The 15,564-nt window shown below is 61.3% G+C and carries 13 protein-coding genes; all 13 read right to left on the bottom strand.

Going from position 1 to position 15,564, the window contains the following annotated elements:
* Window positions 1–11 precede the first annotated feature (11 nt).
* The 13 genes from JNO51_RS07375 to JNO51_RS07315 all read right to left on the bottom strand — a co-directional run bounded on the left by JNO51_RS07375 (window position 12) and on the right by JNO51_RS07315 (window position 15,514).
* Window positions 12–1,214, bottom strand: a complete 1,203-nt coding sequence (locus JNO51_RS07375; RefSeq protein WP_215782365.1) for an acetyl-CoA C-acyltransferase — start codon at window positions 1,212–1,214, stop codon at window positions 12–14.
* A gap of 15 nt (window positions 1,215–1,229) precedes the next feature.
* Entirely contained in the window at window positions 1,230–3,608 is a 2,379-nt protein-coding gene (locus JNO51_RS07370) for a 3-hydroxyacyl-CoA dehydrogenase/enoyl-CoA hydratase family protein (RefSeq protein WP_215782364.1), read from the bottom strand.
* 166 nt (window positions 3,609–3,774) lie between these two features.
* Entirely contained in the window at window positions 3,775–5,214 is a 1,440-nt protein-coding gene (locus JNO51_RS07365; RefSeq protein ID WP_215782363.1) for an OmpP1/FadL family transporter, read from the bottom strand.
* Window positions 5,215–5,400: 186 nt separating this feature from the next.
* A complete protein-coding gene (locus JNO51_RS07360) occupies window positions 5,401–5,772 on the bottom strand; it encodes an acyl-CoA thioesterase (RefSeq protein ID WP_215782362.1) in 372 nt (123 codons plus the stop codon).
* A 64-nt stretch (window positions 5,773–5,836) separates the two neighbouring features.
* On the bottom strand, window positions 5,837–8,296 hold the full coding sequence (locus JNO51_RS07355; RefSeq protein WP_252346208.1) for an acyl-CoA dehydrogenase: 2,460 nt from the start codon (window positions 8,294–8,296) through the stop codon (window positions 5,837–5,839).
* Between the two features lie 104 nt (window positions 8,297–8,400).
* Window positions 8,401–9,042: a TetR/AcrR family transcriptional regulator gene (locus JNO51_RS07350; protein WP_215782361.1), complete on the bottom strand. Its 642-nt coding sequence runs from the start codon at window positions 9,040–9,042 to the stop codon at window positions 8,401–8,403.
* Between the two features lie 220 nt (window positions 9,043–9,262).
* Window positions 9,263–10,438 (bottom strand): O-succinylhomoserine sulfhydrylase, encoded by a 1,176-nt coding sequence (locus JNO51_RS07345; RefSeq protein WP_215782360.1) that lies wholly within the window; start codon window positions 10,436–10,438, stop codon window positions 9,263–9,265.
* A gap of 112 nt (window positions 10,439–10,550) precedes the next feature.
* Window positions 10,551–12,086 (bottom strand): amidophosphoribosyltransferase, encoded by a 1,536-nt coding sequence (purF, locus tag JNO51_RS07340; RefSeq protein ID WP_215782359.1) that lies wholly within the window; start codon window positions 12,084–12,086, stop codon window positions 10,551–10,553.
* Window positions 12,087–12,169: 83 nt separating this feature from the next.
* Complete coding sequence (locus JNO51_RS07335) at window positions 12,170–12,670, bottom strand: CvpA family protein (protein WP_215782358.1); 501 nt, start codon at window positions 12,668–12,670, stop codon at window positions 12,170–12,172.
* Window positions 12,671–12,674: 4 nt separating this feature from the next.
* Window positions 12,675–13,451: an SPOR domain-containing protein gene (locus JNO51_RS07330; RefSeq protein WP_215782357.1), complete on the bottom strand. Its 777-nt coding sequence runs from the start codon at window positions 13,449–13,451 to the stop codon at window positions 12,675–12,677.
* 7 nt (window positions 13,452–13,458) lie between these two features.
* Window positions 13,459–14,724 (bottom strand): bifunctional tetrahydrofolate synthase/dihydrofolate synthase, encoded by a 1,266-nt coding sequence (gene folC, locus JNO51_RS07325; RefSeq protein WP_215782356.1) that lies wholly within the window; start codon window positions 14,722–14,724, stop codon window positions 13,459–13,461.
* A complete protein-coding gene (locus JNO51_RS07320) occupies window positions 14,721–15,161 on the bottom strand; it encodes a protein YgfX (protein ID WP_215782355.1) in 441 nt (146 codons plus the stop codon). The genes folC and JNO51_RS07320 overlap by 4 nt, the downstream gene beginning before the upstream one ends.
* Window positions 15,158–15,514 (bottom strand): hypothetical protein, encoded by a 357-nt coding sequence (locus JNO51_RS07315; RefSeq protein ID WP_215782354.1) that lies wholly within the window; start codon window positions 15,512–15,514, stop codon window positions 15,158–15,160. The genes JNO51_RS07320 and JNO51_RS07315 overlap by 4 nt, the downstream gene beginning before the upstream one ends.
* Between the last annotated feature and the right edge of the window lie 50 nt (window positions 15,515–15,564).

The following is a 15,564-nucleotide window of genomic DNA, read 5'->3' as shown; positions in this document are numbered from 1 at the left end:
AAGCGGATGGCTTAGAGGATTTCCAGAATGCCTGCCGCGCCCATGCCGGTACCGATACACATGGTCACCATGCCATAGCCGCTCTGACCACGGTTACGCATGCCGTGCACCAGGGTGGCGGTACGGATGGCACCGGTCGCACCCAGCGGGTGACCGAGCGCGATGGCACCACCATGCGGGTTGACCAGGCTGGTATCCAGCTCCAGATCGCGAATCACGGCCAGGGCCTGAGCGGCAAACGCTTCATTCAGCTCGATCCACTTCAGGTCAGCCTGGCTGATGCCGGCCTGACGGCAAGCCAGCGGAATGGCTTCCTTCGGACCGATCCCCATGATGGCCGGCGGCACACCCTTGACCGAGAAGGTCACGTAGCGCGCCAGCGGGGTCAGGTTGAACTGCTTGAGGATCTTTTCCGACACCAGAACCACGGCACCGGCGCCATCGGACATCTGCGAGCTGTTACCGGCAGTGACCGTACCCTTGGCATCAAAGACCGTCTTCAGCTTGGCCAGACCTTCCAGCGAAGTGTCGGCACGCGGGCCTTCGTCGGTGTCGAGCAGTTTCTTGCTGATCTGCACTTCACCGGTCGCCAGATTCGGGCGACGATAAGTGGCTTCGAACGGGGTGATTTCCGACTTGAAGGCACCGGCCTCGATGGCCGCCAGTGCGCGACGATGCGATTCGACGGCGAAGGCATCCTGATCTTCGCGCGAAACGCCCCATTGCTGCGCCACCTTCTCGGCGGTCAGACCCATGCCATAGGCAATGGCGTAGTTCTCATCCCTGGCGAAGATTTCCGGGTTCAGGGCGATTTTGTTACCCATCATCGGCACCATCGACATCGACTCGGCACCACCGGCAATCACCACATCGGCCTCACCCAGACGGATACGGTCGGCGGCCATTTGCACGGCATTGATACCGGAAGAGCAGTAACGGTTGATGGTGACACCACCCACCGTATCCGGCAGGCCAGCCAGCAGCACGCCGATACGCGCCATGTTCAGACCCTGCTCGGCTTCCGGGAAGGCGCAACCGACCACGGCATCGGAAATCAGGCTGGTATCCAGCGACGGCACCTGGGCCAGCGCCCCCTTGATGACATGCGCCAGCAGGTCATCCGGACGAACGTGACGCAGCATGCCGCGCGGGGCTTTACCAACCGGACTGCGCGTCGCTGCAACGATATAGGCTTCTTGTACTTGCTTAACCATGATTGTTTTTCTCCCTCAATTACGCAGCGGCTTGCCGGTGGTCAGCATATTGGCAATGCGGTCCTGGGTCTTGCTGTTCTTCAGCAAGGTCATGAAGGCCTTGCGTTCCAGCTCCAGAATCCACTGCTCGTCGACCTCGGTGCCGGCCTCGACGTCGCCACCGGTCATCACATCTGCAATCAGACCGGAGATGAAGAAGTCGTGCTGGCTGATGAAACGCCCTTCGAGCATGTTCACCAGTTGGCCCTTGATCGATGCTGCACCGGTGCGGCCCGCAACCGGGAAAGACTTGACCTTGAGCGGCGGACGATAGCCGGATTCGGCCATGGCCAGTGCCTGCTGCTTGGCGACGTACAACAGCTCATAGGCGTTGAACACCACCACATCGGTCGGACGGAAGTAACCGATTTCCTGCGTTTCGATGGCGCTGGTGCCCACCTTGGCCATGGCCACGGCCAGGAAGTAATCCTTCAGCACCGACAGGATGTCGCCACCCTTGGCTTGCTGAGCGGCACGCAGTGCGAATTCCTTGCAACCACCACCGCCCGGCAGCAGACCGACACCCACTTCAACCAGACCGACGTAGGATTCGAGTGCGGCAACCACCTTGTCGACGTGCATGGTGAACTCGCAGCCACCACCGAAGACGTAACCCTGAGTGGCGGCCACGGTCGGGATCTGGCTGTAGCGCAGGCGCATCGAGGTATCCTGGAAGCGACGCACCATATTCTCGATGCTGTCCCAGTCCCCCATCATGAAGGCCGGCATCATCGACTGCAGATCGGCACCCACCGAGAACGGCTCTTCCGTCTGCCAGATCACCAGGGCCTTGAAACGGGCCTCGGCAATATCGAGCGCGGCATTGACGCCTTCGAGTACATCCGGACCAATGGCATGGGCCTTGCTCTTGAACGACACCACCAGCACATCGTCACCGGTCGTGAAGGCGCGCACGCCATCGTTCTCGTAAACGGTTTCGCCCAGCGGGGCATTCTTCTCGCCCAGCACCTTGGCCGGTGCCAGCTGACGGCGGTAGACATCCAGCGTGGAGCGACCCACCAGCTTGCCGCCTGCAGCATCGTAGGAACCGTCGGCGAAATGCACGCCGGCACGGTCGGCTTCCAGCACCCAGGCCGGCAGCGCGGCAGCAGACAGGGTCTTGCCGGCCTTGATGTCTTCATTCACCCAGCCGGCCACTTGCTGCCAGCCTGCCGATTGCCAGGTCTCGAACGGACCGAAGTTCCAGCCAAAACCCCAGCGAATGGCGAAGTCGACGTCACGCGCACTGTGAGCGATATCAGCCAGGTGGAAAGCGATGTAATGGAACACATCGCAGAAGCAGGCCCAGAGGAACTGCGCCTGCGGGTGGCTGCTTTCGCGCAGCGCCTTGAACTTGGCGGCAGGATCCGGATTCTTGAGGATTTCCTTGACCGCATCGTCGCCCTTCTCGCCCGAGCCGACATAATTGCCGCTGGCCGGGTCGAGCACGAACATCTGCTTACCTTCCTTCTTGTAGATGCCGACCTTGGTCTTGGCACCCAGTGCACCGGCAGCAATCAGTTTCTGCAGCCATTCAGGCGACTTGAACAGGCCATGCCACGGGTCGTTCGGCAGGGTGTCCTGCATGGTCTTGACCACATGCGAGAAGGTGTCCAGACCGACCACATCCGCCGTACGGAAGGTAGCCGACTTCGGACGGCCGAGGCGCGGGCCGGTCAGATCGTCGACCACATCGAAGCGGATGCCGAATTTTTCGGCATTGGCGATGGTCGCCAGCATGGAGAACACGCCGATGCGGTTGGCGACGAAGTTCGGGGTATCTTTGGCGCGGATCACGCCCTTGCCCAGCGTGGTCACCAGGAAGCGTTCCAGGTTGTCCAGCATCTCGGCACCCGAGCCACGGCACGGGATGATTTCCACCAGGTGCATATAGCGCGGCGGATTGAAGAAGTGCACGCCGCAGAAATGCGGCTTGAGGTTGTCCGGCAGGCTGTCGGCCAGGGTGTTGATCGACAGGCCGGAAGTATTGGTCACGAAGATCGTGTTTTCGCCCAGATGGGGCGCGACCTTGCGGTACAGGTCGGTCTTCCAGTCCATGCGTTCTGCGATGGCTTCGATCACCAGATCGCAGTCTTTCAGCAGGGACAGATGATCGTCATAGTTGGCAGCGGTGATGGCACTGATGGCATCCTTGCCGGCCAGCGGGGACGGTTTCTGTTTCTTCAGCGCGTCAATTGCCTTCAGCGCGATGGCATTCTTGTCGCCGGTCGTGGCCGGCAGGTCGAACAGCACGGTCGGTACCTTGGCATTGGCCAGATGGGCGGCAATCTGTGCCCCCATCACGCCGGCACCGAGTACCGCTACCTTACGCACGATAAACTTGGTTTGAGACATGGTTTCCTCGTTTATTGAATACACATGTTTAGTGCGGTTTGTCGCCGGTGTTGCAGCACACCGGTGCAACCGCCTCTCGGACGGGCCCCTCAACCCTTCCGTTACTGCCGACAGGCGGCGCCGGAAAGCACGCCGCCTGTCACCACGCCTCTAAACGGACTGCTGATTAGAAGCGATAGTTGTACGCCAGACCGATCATTTGCATATGGGTCTTGAACGAACCCGAAGTGGTTTCGCCGTTACCGGTACAAGTGGTCCCAGCCGGGTTGCAATTGTCAACATAATTGACATTGGCATTCTTGAACCAGATATAGCTGTAGGCGAAGTCCACCGACTGCTTCTTGTCGAACTTGTAATTGGCACCCAGCGACAACCAGGTACGGTCACTGTCCGGCAAAGCCACATGGCGCAGATTGTCATTCGGTACCGGACTTTGTTCGTAAGCCACACCGGTACGCAGCATCAGGGCATCGTTGACCTTGTAATTGGCGCCCAGGGCGTAGGTCCAGCTGTCCTTCCAGTTCTGGTTGATGGTCATCGGACCTTCATTGGCGCGATCAAAGTTCACGGTGATGTTCTGCATCGCCGAGTGGCCCCACCAGGTCACAGTGCTCATCACCGCCAGCTTGTCGGTCAGGTCGCGGTAGAAGCTGGCCGATGCCGACTGCGGCGTATCCACGGTGGTATTGGCCGAAGAGGTCAGGTGTGACCCGGAGTTAATGATCCCCAGAACAGCCGGTGACAACGCCCCGCCGCCGACATTGCTGTAATCCCAGTTGGCGGTGCCGGTCAACTTGGTGCGGATCTTGGAGCGATATGCCAGGCCGAAACGGGTGTGATCGTCCAGCTTGAACAGATAACCCAGGTTAAAGCCGAAGCCCCAGCCATCAGCATCCAACTTGACCTGACCGTCGCCCAGCCCCGGAGCAGCGGCCATCAGCATATTGCCGGTCACCCCGCCCAGCCCGGGAATGGCTGCGGCACCAAATCGGGCACCTAGACCGAAAATACCAGTACCCACATCCACGGCTTTTTGCAGCGAGGCCTTCATATACTGAGCCGACACACCAAAGCCAAAGCTATTGTGCTCGTCCAGCTTGAAAGAAATCGACGGATTAAAGTTCACCGACTGCAGGTTGATGCTTTCCAGTGCGTAGCGCGTCACGCTGTCGGTGCCATAATTCAGCTTGGCACCATAAGGCACGAACACCCCGAGACCGATGGTGAATCGATCATCGAGCTTGTGGCTCAGATAGAAGTTTGGCACCACCACCGAAGAGGGCACAAAAGAGCTGTTGGTCGCGCTGCCGCTGGTGCCAAGGCCAGTCGCACCACTGTTGAAGCGATGGGAACCGGAGTCGGTGTAGCTGGAGTCGGGCAGAACGGCCGTGACACCAAATTGCATCTGGGTGCCGTCAAGCTCGGACAGGCCAGCCGGGTTGTAATAAATCGTGGACGGATCCGCTGCTTCTGCAGCGTTAGCATGTGCCGTTCCCTGTGCGGACACGCTCTGCGAGCCAAAGTTATAGCCGGATGCCAGCGCCTGGCCGGACAGTGCCGCGGCGCCGATGGTCATTACCGACAAACTAAGAAGCTTGAGTCTCATGTTATCCCTCTCGATGCATATAGTATTTGATTTCACATTTTTTATGAGAAACGCAAAACGTTTCTGCTGGGATACTACCAGAGAATTAGAGTCTGTCCACTAAAAAACCGAGCACTTGTTCCAAACGCGCGTTTTATATTACAGCTTTGCAACACCATAGCAACAACCCCTGTTTTCGCCGCAAAATCAGGCGATAACACGGGATTTCCCCTGCAAATCGACCGCCACATAGGTCATGATCACTTCTGTCACCGGCACAATGGCGCCATCCGACCGTTCGGCCGAGGCCACAATCTTCAAAACCAGCGAAGAACTACCCTTGCGCAGGCAATCTGCATAAAGTGACAACACATCGCCGAGATACAAAGGCACCTGCAGCTGAAAGGCATTGACCGATACCGCCGCCACCGGTCCGTGCGCCAGACGCTCACCGGCCAGAATGGCCGCCAGATCCATCTGACCGAACAACCAGCCGGCACGGACTCTGCCGCGATCGTCCAGGCTGTCCTGCAACACTGGCACCCGCAAAGCAGGTGCGCCTTGCGGCACCGTGATCATGCACTCTCCCCCGGTACCTTCGGATGGCGGACAGCCACCCGAAGGACACGAATGTTGCGCTGCACTAGAAAATCAGACGTTCCAGCAAGCCAGCGTCGTGTTGCTCAAGTTTCATGTCAAAGTCATCGACCATGATCACATCACGCTTGAGCTTGCGCGCACGACTGATGGCATCGAACTCCTGCTGGGTAATCAGCCCTTGCTGCAGGGCTTCGGCCAGACGTTCGCGCGCAGTCAGGGTATGGAACTTGCCTTCGCGTGCCAGCTTGCGCAGCTTTTGCTCCAGCGGTTCGGTATCCAGAATCGCTTGCAGGGCAATCGGCATCACACCAACGGCATCGCGCTCATCCTTGGAAACAAAGATGCCATGGGTCAGACGGGCACGTGCCGCACCCGGCTCCATGATGCTGCGTGCCACGCGGGTACCCAGCTTGTCGGACGGCGGCGTCAGGGTCAGGCCCCACGGGAAGATCAGGCGACGCAGCACCCAGGCCAGACCACGGCTCGGCAGATTGCTGAGGAAGCCGTGCATGGCTTGCTGCACGTCGTACAGCGCCGACTCGACCGCCCACTGCACCAGCGGCAAATCTTCCTTGTGGGCACCATCGCGTTCGAAGCGCTTCAGTGCTGCGGTCGCGATATACAAGCCGGACAGCATGTCACCGAGGCGGGCCGACAGCTTTTCGCGGAACTTGAGCGAGCCGCCGAGACTGAACATGGCCATATCCGACAACAGGGCAAAGGCACTGGAGAAGCGAGTGATTTGCTTGTAGTAAGCGGCCGTCGCCCCGCCCTTCGGGCTGCGCACCAGCGCGGCACCGGTCAGGCCCATCCAGAAGGCACGGACCTTGTTGCTGGCAATGAAGCCAATGTGTCCGGTAAAGGCGTCGTCGAACTCTGCCAGGTTGTTGTCCATGGCGGCACGCATTTCACGCAGCACGAACGGATGGCAGCGGATAGCGCCCTGGCCGTAGATGATCATCGAACGGGTGAGGATGTTGGCACCTTCCACCGTGATGGCAATCGGGATGGCCTGATAGGCACGGCCGAGATAGTTGCGCGGCCCCAGTACCACGGTCTTGCCACCATGAATGTCCATGGCGTCATTGACCACTTTGCGCATGCGCTCGGTGTTGTGATACTTCAGCACCGCCGACAGCACCGAGGGCTTTTCGCCCAGATCCAGGCCGGTCAGCGCCAGATCCTGCGCCGCCTCCATTTGATAGGTATGGCCGGCAACGCGCGCCAGTGCTTCGTCCACGCCCTCGAATTTGCCGACCGGCAGACCAAACTGATCGCGGATACGGGCAAAGGCACCCGTGACGAAGCTGGCCAGCTTGCCGGAAGCCACCGACATGGCCGGCAGCGAAATGCAGCGCCCCACCGACAGACACTCGACCAGCATGCGCCAGCCCTGGCCGACATACTCCTGACCGCCGATGACCCAGTCCATCGGGATGAAGACATCCTTGCCCCAGGTCGGGCCGTTCATGAATACCGCGCCACCGGGGAAGTGGCGACGACCGATTTCAACACCGGCGTGCGCCGTGGGCACCAGCGCGCAGGTGATACCGATATCGTGCTTGTCACCCAGCAACTTGTCCGGGTCAAACAGTTTGAAGGCCAGGCCGAGTACGGTCGCGACCGGTGCCAGGGTGATCCAGCGCTTTTCCCATGTCACGCGGATACCGAGTACGTTGTCGTGGTGTTCGCCGGTATGCGGGTCGGTGTAAGAACCACGGCAAACCACGCCGTAATCCGGAATGCTGCCTGCATCGGAACCGGCATAAGGGCTGGTGAGGGCAAAGCAGGGGATGTCTTCACCACGGGCCAGACGCGGCAGGTAGAAGTTCTTCTGCGCTTCGGTACCGTAGTGCTGCAGCAGCTCACCCGGGCCGAGCGAGTTGGGCACCATCACCGACACGGCGGCCGAGCCGCTGCGGGTAGCGATCTTGGTCACCACCTTGGCGTGACCGTAGTTGGAGAACTCCAGACCACCGTATTTCTTCTGGATGATCATGCCGAGGAAGCCGCTCTTCTTGATGAAGTCCCAGACTTGCGGCGGCAGATCTTTCTGCTCGTGGGTAATCGACCAGTCGTCGATCATGTTGCACAGTTCTTCAGTCGGACCATCGACAAAGGCCTGCTCTTCAGCCGACAGCTTGGGTGCCGGGAAGGATTCGAGGCGGCTCCAGTCCGGCTTGCCGGAGAACAGGTCACGATCCCACCAGACAGTACCGGCGTTGATGGCCTCCTGCTCGGTCTGCGACATGGCCGGGGTGATCTTCTTGAAGATGGCGAACACCGGACCGGTAAACAGCGCGCGACGCAGCGGCGTCAGATTGAGGATCAGGGCAATGGCAACAAACACGCCCCAGACCCACGGTGCAACGACCGTACCGGCCGCCAGGAAGGGCAAGGCGCCCAGCCAGCCGGCCACCACCACACTCCAGGCGAGCACCGGCGCGCGGAAGTAAGCCAGCGCGCCCAATAGTGCAATCAGGATGACAGCAGATAACAACATAGACTTCTCCTCGTGTTGAGCCTTTTTCCGGCTTGTCGGGTGTACTCACCCTGATCTGCCGGGATTATTGTGGGCCGGCGGGCAAGCCGGCCGGGACTGCAAAATCAGCTGCGGGCAGGCGCCACCAGCGCACTGACCACATAGGGCAGCAGGTGTTTGACGATCATGTCCGGATCCCGGGCACTGACCACCTGACTGCGGGTAAAGATCTTCAGCACGTCATTGCCGGCAAAGGCATTGAACATCACGCTGAAGGAGAAATGCATGCGCCAGGCCAGCTCTTCGGCCGGCAGTTCCGGCAGGACGCGACTGAAGGCGGCGCTATACCGTTCAACAAACACGCTGTACTGCTGCGACAGGGTATCGCGCAGTACGCGGTGGTTTTCCACCAGGGTCCGCGACAGCAGGCGCACAAACATGGCACCGCCCCGCGACGGATCCTTGGACAGCATCAGACAGGGACGAATGAAGCTCATCACCAAGCCTTCCACACCGGGTTCCGGCAGGGCTTCCAGCTGGTCCAGCTCGGACAGACAGGCCGAGATCAGGGGCGCCAGGCGGCGCAGAAAAACCGACTCGAACAACTTGTCCTTGGAGCCGAAGTGATAATTCACCGCGGCCAGATTGACCCCCGCCTGCTGGGTGATCATGCGCAGCGAGGTGCCCTCGAAACCATGCTCGACAAAAAGTCGCTCGGATACATCCAGTATCCGGCTCGTCGTATCGGGTTTGCTTGCGACTTCCATTGAATCTCCTGGTCCTGTCATTTTGTTTTGTTTGATTGTGTTCACTGCGTTTCGAACAGGTGTTTGAAACTTACGTTTTAATTTGACCCATGTCAATAGCCAACCATTCGAGGCCCGCTCTGGGACAAACGTTTGACCCTCTTGTGATGACAATATAATGAAAAACGGCAGCTTAACAAGCTGCCGTTTTAAACGCCCGAGCAAATACCCGATTGACGCGCTACAAGCCGCGCAGCAGGTCGTGTTTCAGGTCCTCGACATGCTCCAGGCCGACGGCCACGCGCAGCAAGCCTTCAACAATACCGGCGCGCTCGCGGGCCTCCGGCGTCACCCGGGCGTGGGTCGTCGAGGCCGGATGCGTCAGGGTGGTTTTGACATCACCCAGATTGGCAGTGCGCGAGATCAGCGTCACGCCGTCCACGACACGCCAGGCCGCTTCCCTGCCCCCTTTGACCACAAAGGACAGCACCGCCCCGCCCTGGCTTTGTTGCCGCATGGCCAGTTCATGCTGCGGGTGGCTGGCCAGCCCCGGATAGTAGACGCGCTCGACCTGTGGCAGCCCCTGCAGCCATTCGGCCAGTTGCCCTGCGGTGGCACACTGACGTTCCATGCGAATGAACAAGGTCTCCAGCCCCGAAAGCAAAACCCAGGCATTGAAAGCCGAAAGCGACGGGCCGGCGGTGCGGACGTGCAGATAGATGGGCTCGATCAGTTTGTCGCTGCCCACCACGGCACCACCCAACACCCGGCCATGGCCATCCAGGAACTTGGTGGCCGAATGCACCACCAGGTCGGCCCCGTGCCTGAGCGGCTGCTGCAGGGCCGGCGAGCAGAAGCAGTTATCCACCACCAACAGGGCGCCGTGTTCGTGCGCCAGATCCGCCAGGGCACGCAAGTCCGCCACCTCGGTCAGCGGATTCGACGGCGTTTCCACAAACAGGATCTTGGTATTCGGCCGCATGGCGGCACGCCAGGCGCCCAGATCCGTCGGGGCCACAAAAGTCGTATCGATGCCGAAGCGCGACAAGGTGCCGGCAAACAGGTTCAGCGTCGAGCCAAACAGGCTTTGCGACGACAGCAGATGGTCCCCGGCCTGCAGGTTGGTCAGCATCACGGCCTGAATGGCCGCCATGCCGCTGGCGGTGGCGATGGCGCGCTCGCCGCCTTCCAGCGCAGCCAGCCGCGACTGGAAGGCACTGACCGTCGGGTTGGTAAAGCGGGAATAGGTATAGCCCTCCTGCTCGCCGAGAAACAGACGGGCACCTTCTTCGGCACTGCCAAAAGTGAAACTGGAGGAGAGATACAAGGCCTGGCTGTGTTCGCCGAACGCGCTCAGCTCGCTGCCACTGCGAATCGCCAGGGTTTCCGGATGGTAACTTGGTTCGGTGATGCTCATGATGTCTCTTTCTTGTTTTCGGGGTATGGCAAAACAAATCCCCCGGCACGATGCCTGCCGACATCATACCGGGGGATCCGGTCTGTCACGGGGCCGGAGGCCGCCGTGCGACTCAGATCAGATTCTGCTCAGCCACGTTGAGGTTCAGGTCGATGAACTGTGACGTGGCCTCCTCGTCGCTGGCCTTGCCGGCCAGACGCGAGCATTCGACGGCCTCCAGATAGGCCTGCGAGATGTCGCCGGTAATGTAGTTGCCGTCGAAGCAAGAGGTTTCAAATTCGCTCAGTGCCGGGTTGACACTGTGCACCGCCGCCATCAGCGCCGAGAGATCCTGGTAGATCACGGCGTCGGCACCGATTTCCCGCGCAATCTCGTCCTCGGTGCGGCCGGTGGCCAGCAGCTCGGCACGAGTCGGCATGTCGATGCCATAGACATTGGGAAAGCGTACCGCAGGTGCCGCAGAAGCGAAATAGACTTTTTTCGCACCGGCATCGCGCGCCATCTGCACGATCTCCTTGGAAGTGGTACCCCGCACGATGGAATCGTCCACCAGCAGCACATTGCGCCCCTTGAACTCGGTGGCGACCGGGTTGAGCTTTTGTCGTACCGACTTCTTGCGCACGGCCTGTCCCGGCATGATGAAAGTCCGGCCGATATAGCGGTTTTTGATGAAACCTTCGCGATAGGGCAAGCCCAGGGTATTGGCCAGCTGCAGGGCACTCGGACGGCTGGTATCGGGGATGGGCATGACCACATCGATGTCGATTTCCGGCAGCACGCGCCGGACCTTCTCCGCCAGCATGGCGCCCATGGCGATGCGGGCCAGATAAACCGACGCGCCGTCGATCACCGAATCCGGGCGGGCAAAGTAGACATATTCGAACAGGCAGGGCGCCAGGCGGGTCGAGACGGCGCATTGCCGGGCATGCACATCGCCATCGAAAGTGACAAATACCGCCTCACCCGGCTGCACATCGCGCAGCAACTCGAAGCCCGAACAATCCAGCGCGACCGACTCGGAGGCAAACATGGTTTCGGTCTTGCCGTTTTCATGGGTATGCACCCCCATGACCAGCGGGCGAATGCCGCTTGGATCACGAAAGGCCACCAGACCATAGCCGGCAATCATCGCCACCACGGCATAGGCCCCCTTGACCCGGCGGTGCACGGCCTCGACCGCGCCGAACACGGCGTCAATCGACAGCTCGTAGCCTTCCACACGCTGGGCAATTTCGTGCGCCAGCACATTGAGCAGCACTTCCGAATCGGAGCGCGTGTTGATGTGCCGCAGGTCATGCCGGAACATGTCTGCCTTGAGCTCATCGGTATTGGTCAGGTTGCCGTTGTGCGCCAGCACGATGCCGAACGGCGAGTTGACATAGAAAGGTTGCGCCTCGGCCAGACTGGCAGCCGAACCGGCGGTCGGATAGCGCACGTGGGCGATGCCGGCCGTTCCCTGCAGGGAGCGCATATTGCGCGTACGGAAGACGTCACGCACCAGTCCGCTGCCCTTGTGCATGTGAAATGTCTTGCCGGAGGCCGTCACGATGCCCGCGGCATCCTGGCCACGATGTTGCAGCACCTGCAATCCGTCATACAGCAGTTGGTTGACGGCCGACTGGCCGACCACACCGAGGATTCCACACATACTCGCTCTCTTCCACGAAACCGAAATGAACATAAAAAAAAGCGGAAATCTTGAGTTGAAGATATCAAGATATTCCGCTTGTATCACCCGTTATCCGGGTAATGCAGACTGTCCGCCAATATGGGCGGCAGCCAGGGCCTTAATGCCAGCGCCCCGGATTCCAGCGGCGGGGCCAGCAGGGCATTGCGCCAGGCAGGCTCCCGGGGCAGATCGGTCAGTCCGGCAATCAGTGTCAGCACCACCAGCACCAGGGAGCCGCGCGCCAGGCCAAAGCCGGCACCGAGCAAGCGATTCACCCCGCCGAGCCCGGCCGAATCCAGCAGGCCGGTCAGCACGACCCGCAGCAGGCAGGACAGCAGCCAGACGACAAAAAAGACGGCCATGAAGGCCAGCACCATGCGCAAGCCTTGCGCGGCCAGCGCCTTGGGCACGAAATCGGTCACCACCGGCGCCAGTTGCTTGGCACACCAGAAGGCGATCATCCACGCACCCAGCGACAGCACCTCGACCACCAGGCCACGCACCAGCCCGACCACGACGGAACCGGCGAGGATGGCGAAGGCGATGTAATCCAGAACGGTCATGCGCTTATTGCCCCACCACAATGCCGGACACACCGGCGTTGGCCAGCTTCCTCAGGACGGCATTGGCCTCGCTGCGACTGGCGAACGGACCGACACGCACACGGGTGGCAGGCCCCTTGCTGGTTTGCACCTTGCTGAAGCGGGCATCGACACCGAGCCCGGCCAGCTTGGCCTTGAGTGCATCGGCCTTGGCCGGGTCGGACAGGGCGGCGAGCTGAATGACGTACTTGCTGCCGTCGGCGGACGGCTTGGCCGCCGCGACCGAGTCGGCACCATCGGCGCGACCTTCCAGAATGGCGGCAGGATCAACCGCCTTGTGCGGCTTGGCATCCGGGGTTTTCGGACGGGCAGGTTTGCCGTGGGCGGCAGAGGCCTCTGCCGGCTTCCTGTGCACCGCCGCCGAGGCTTCCTTGCCACGGGCGGCAGCGGTGACGTGCGGCGCGGAGCCGTCGCTGCGGGCGGCAACCGCCGGATTGACCGGTTCGGACAGGGTGGAGAGCGATTCGGGCAGCGCCGTGGCTTCTGGACGCGAGGCATCCTGCGGGGCCGAGGCGGCCGCACGCGCTGCCGGGGTCTTGGCGCCCGGCGCCGTCTGCGTGCCGCCGGAGGCGACCCCCACGACCAGCACCGACTCGGGACGCATCGGTTGATCCTGCACGCGCCCCAGCACCTTCCACAGCACCACGGTGGCGATCAGCACCAGCACAATGGCGCCCACCAGGCGGCGGCGTGCACGCTTCTTCATCAGCAGCAGCTCTTCTTGAGCAGACAGACCGGCCATGCAATCCTCAGGGTAGTGACTGCCGGGCAGACATCACCTCGGCAACAGTATGGAATGACCCGAAAACGACGATTCTATCATTCTCTGCCGCAACAGATAAGGCACTCTTCCAGGCATCGGAAACCGTATCGAACAGACGCAGGTTTTTCGCTCCGGCCGTTTTGAGGATCGCAGCGATCTCTTCCGCACGCTGACCGCGCGGCATGTGCAGCCCGCCAACGAACCAGCCGTCGAACTCGCCGGCGGCCAGCGCCGCGACGGCAGCCAGGTCCTTGTCGGCCAGCATGGAGAAAACGGCATAGCGGTTTTCAGCAAACGGCAGCTGGCGCAGATTGGCCACCAGCGCCCGCACGGCGTGGGGATTGTGACCGACATCCAGCACCACCTGCGGCCGGCCGGGCAGCACCTGGAAACGGCCGGGCCAGTCGACCTCCAGCAGCCCGCGCTTGATGGCGCCCAGATCGACCGGCAACTGCGTGCGCAGTTGCGCCAGCACGGCCAGCGCCGCCGAGGCATTCGCCAGCTGATAGCTGCCTCGCAGCGCCGGGAACGGCAAGGCATGCCAGTGACGCTCCCCCATGCTGAACGACCATTGCTGCTCCATGCGGGTAAAACCGAAGTCACGCCCGATCAGGAACAGCGGCGCACCGATGGCGGCAGCATGGTCAAGCAACTTTTGCGGCGGATGGGCATCGGCACAAATGGCCGGCTTGCCGGCACGAAAAATGCCGGCTTTTTCGAATCCGATGGTTTCCCGGTCATCGCCCAGATAATCCTGATGATCCAGGTCCACACTGACCACCACCGAAACATCGGGCTCAAAGACGTTGACGGCATCGAGCCGGCCACCCAGACCGACCTCCAGCACCATCACATCGACCTCGGCCTGCATGAAGCACTGCACGGCCGCCAGGGTGCCGAACTCGAAATAGGAGAGCGGCACCTCGGCGCGCCCCGCCTCGACCGCCGCAAAGGCCTCGACCAGACGGGCATCGTCCACCGGCTGCATGTCGATGGCGACACGCTCGTTGTAACGCAGGATATGTGGCGAGGTATAGGTACCGACCCGGTAGCCGGCACGCATCAGCATGGTCGAGAGCATGGCACTGACCGAACCCTTGCCATTGGTGCCGCCGATCATGATCACCGGACAGGCCGGCGTCAGCTTCATGGCGGCGCGCACACGCCCTACCCGCGCCAGCCCCAGGTCGATGACCTTGGTGTGCAGGGTTTCGAGATAAGAGAGCCACTCGGGCAAGGTACGGACGGTCATGATCGTGATACCTGATGCAGCGGCACCGCCGGGTGCCAGCGAAGAAAAACCCGCAGTCGGCGCAGGGCATCGGCTGCGGCGGAGTCGGCCAGCAGCACGCAATGGTAGCGCCGGCCGGCCAGGGTGTAGTGCAGGATGATCAGCCAGGGCAAGACCACACTGTCCGCCCCCGGCTGCACCGGCACCCAGTCGGCACCCTGGCGGACAGACAGCTGGCGGCCATCGCGCACGGCCAGTGCAACCGGTCCCTCACCCAGCTGCCACAGCCGCCACAGTGGCCACGGCAGCAGCAACAGCCACCAGACGGAAACCGTCCCCGGCCAGGCGAACAGCAAGATCAGGGCGCACAGCGCCAGCAGGACACGCCAGGCCAGCGAGGGGCGCAACGCGACACGGAAGTCGGCGGCGGATGCGCAGGCCACCGTGTACGGGGTCATTCCACCCCTTCGGCAGCCCGGTTGGTGATGTCGCCTTCGACGCTGTCAAAGACCTGCGAATGGATCTCGACATCAAACCACTCCCAGAAAGCCTTGAGCGACAGATCCTGCGGCCACAGGGCGCTGTCTTCGCACCAGCCTGCCAGCTCCATGCGGAAAAGCTGGTCGTAAATCTCGTCCAGATAGGCCACGCATTGCTCGGGCTCTTCGAAGTCCGGCAGCAGGATGGCATTGCAATTGCTGCGCAGGGTATCGAGCGTCAGATCCAGATCATTGTCCGGCAGGGCATGCAGCCACTGATGGAACGGTTGCTTCGGCTTGATGACTGCCACGGAGCGATCGACGAAATACATGGGGTCGTCCTTCTACTGTTTTGACCAGGTCGGCATTGTAGCAGCGACGG

This window comes from Paludibacterium sp. B53371 (assembly GCF_018802765.1).
Lineage (GTDB): Bacteria > Pseudomonadota > Gammaproteobacteria > Burkholderiales > Chromobacteriaceae > Paludibacterium.
Note: the sequence above shows the minus strand (reverse complement) of the source record. Positions and strands in the feature narration are given on the sequence as shown.

What these genes read in the sequence shown, in the direction of transcription:
- JNO51_RS07365 (WP_215782363.1), bottom strand. Translation starts at nt 5,214, where the DNA reads ATGAGACTCAAGCTTCTTAGTTTGTCGGTAATGACCATCGGCGCCGCG.
- JNO51_RS07320 (WP_215782355.1), bottom strand. Translation starts at nt 15,161, where the DNA reads ATGACCCCGTACACGGTGGCCTGCGCATCCGCCGCCGACTTCCGTGTC.
- JNO51_RS07355 (WP_252346208.1), bottom strand. Translation starts at nt 8,296, where the DNA reads ATGTTGTTATCTGCTGTCATCCTGATTGCACTATTGGGCGCGCTGGCT.
- JNO51_RS07370 (WP_215782364.1), bottom strand. Translation starts at nt 3,608, where the DNA reads ATGTCTCAAACCAAGTTTATCGTGCGTAAGGTAGCGGTACTCGGTGCC.
- JNO51_RS07330 (WP_215782357.1), bottom strand. Translation starts at nt 13,451, where the DNA reads ATGGCCGGTCTGTCTGCTCAAGAAGAGCTGCTGCTGATGAAGAAGCGT.
- JNO51_RS07375 (WP_215782365.1), bottom strand. Translation starts at nt 1,214, where the DNA reads ATGGTTAAGCAAGTACAAGAAGCCTATATCGTTGCAGCGACGCGCAGT.
- folC (WP_215782356.1), bottom strand. Translation starts at nt 14,724, where the DNA reads ATGACCGTCCGTACCTTGCCCGAGTGGCTCTCTTATCTCGAAACCCTG.
- JNO51_RS07345 (WP_215782360.1), bottom strand. Translation starts at nt 10,438, where the DNA reads ATGAGCATCACCGAACCAAGTTACCATCCGGAAACCCTGGCGATTCGC.
- JNO51_RS07335 (WP_215782358.1), bottom strand. Translation starts at nt 12,670, where the DNA reads ATGACCGTTCTGGATTACATCGCCTTCGCCATCCTCGCCGGTTCCGTC.
- JNO51_RS07315 (WP_215782354.1), bottom strand. Translation starts at nt 15,514, where the DNA reads ATGTATTTCGTCGATCGCTCCGTGGCAGTCATCAAGCCGAAGCAACCG.
- purF (WP_215782359.1), bottom strand. Translation starts at nt 12,086, where the DNA reads ATGTGTGGAATCCTCGGTGTGGTCGGCCAGTCGGCCGTCAACCAACTG.
- JNO51_RS07360 (WP_215782362.1), bottom strand. Translation starts at nt 5,772, where the DNA reads ATGATCACGGTGCCGCAAGGCGCACCTGCTTTGCGGGTGCCAGTGTTG.
- JNO51_RS07350 (WP_215782361.1), bottom strand. Translation starts at nt 9,042, where the DNA reads ATGGAAGTCGCAAGCAAACCCGATACGACGAGCCGGATACTGGATGTA.